Annotated in this window: 1 protein-coding gene; it reads right to left on the bottom strand. The window is 65.7% G+C overall.

Annotation, left to right across the window (positions count from 1 at the left end; translation table 11 throughout):
* Positions 1–557 (bottom strand): tetratricopeptide repeat protein (locus EN925_RS38855; protein ID WP_164894837.1); only part of this gene is annotated, 557 nt, incomplete at both ends.

Raw genomic sequence — 557 nt, 5'->3', positions numbered from 1 at the left:
CGTCGGTACCATGTTGCGGCGTCCGCATAGTCTGGCGGCGAACTCTTCACATGCCGATCGCCCAGACGATAGGCTGCCTCAATATTTCCTGCCAATGCGGCCCGCCGCATCCACGCCTCGCCGGCGGCGATATCTTGACCTGCAAGGCCACCCTCGATGAGCGCCGATCCCAACCGGAATTGGGCTGAGGGCAAGCCTTTCTCCGCGGCAAGCTGATACAGTCGCGCGGCTGCCGGTCGATCAGCTGGCATGCCGCGTCCATGCTCAGTCAGGACCCCAAGAAGGTAGATTGCGGTTGGCAGACCGGCGTCGGCAGCGCGTCGAACCTCGGCGGCAACTTTGGCCGTCTGCGCAGGCTGCCCGCGCCGGGCGAGGGAAAGAGCAAGGCCCAGGCATCCCTCAGGGCAGCCGGCTGCCGCAGACTTCTCATACCAGCCATGCGCCGCATCCAGGTCCCGCATCGCTTCGGGGCCTCTGCTGAGGATATAGGCGAGAATTGCCTGCCCGGTTGCGGAGCCAGCTGCGGCTGCCTTTTTCGCGAGCCCGAACGCTGCCGC

It is taken from the genome of Mesorhizobium sp. M7A.F.Ca.US.006.04.2.1, from assembly GCF_004022915.1.
Taxonomy (GTDB): domain Bacteria; phylum Pseudomonadota; class Alphaproteobacteria; order Rhizobiales; family Rhizobiaceae; genus Mesorhizobium; species Mesorhizobium ciceri.
Note: the sequence above shows the minus strand (reverse complement) of the source record. Positions and strands in the feature narration are given on the sequence as shown.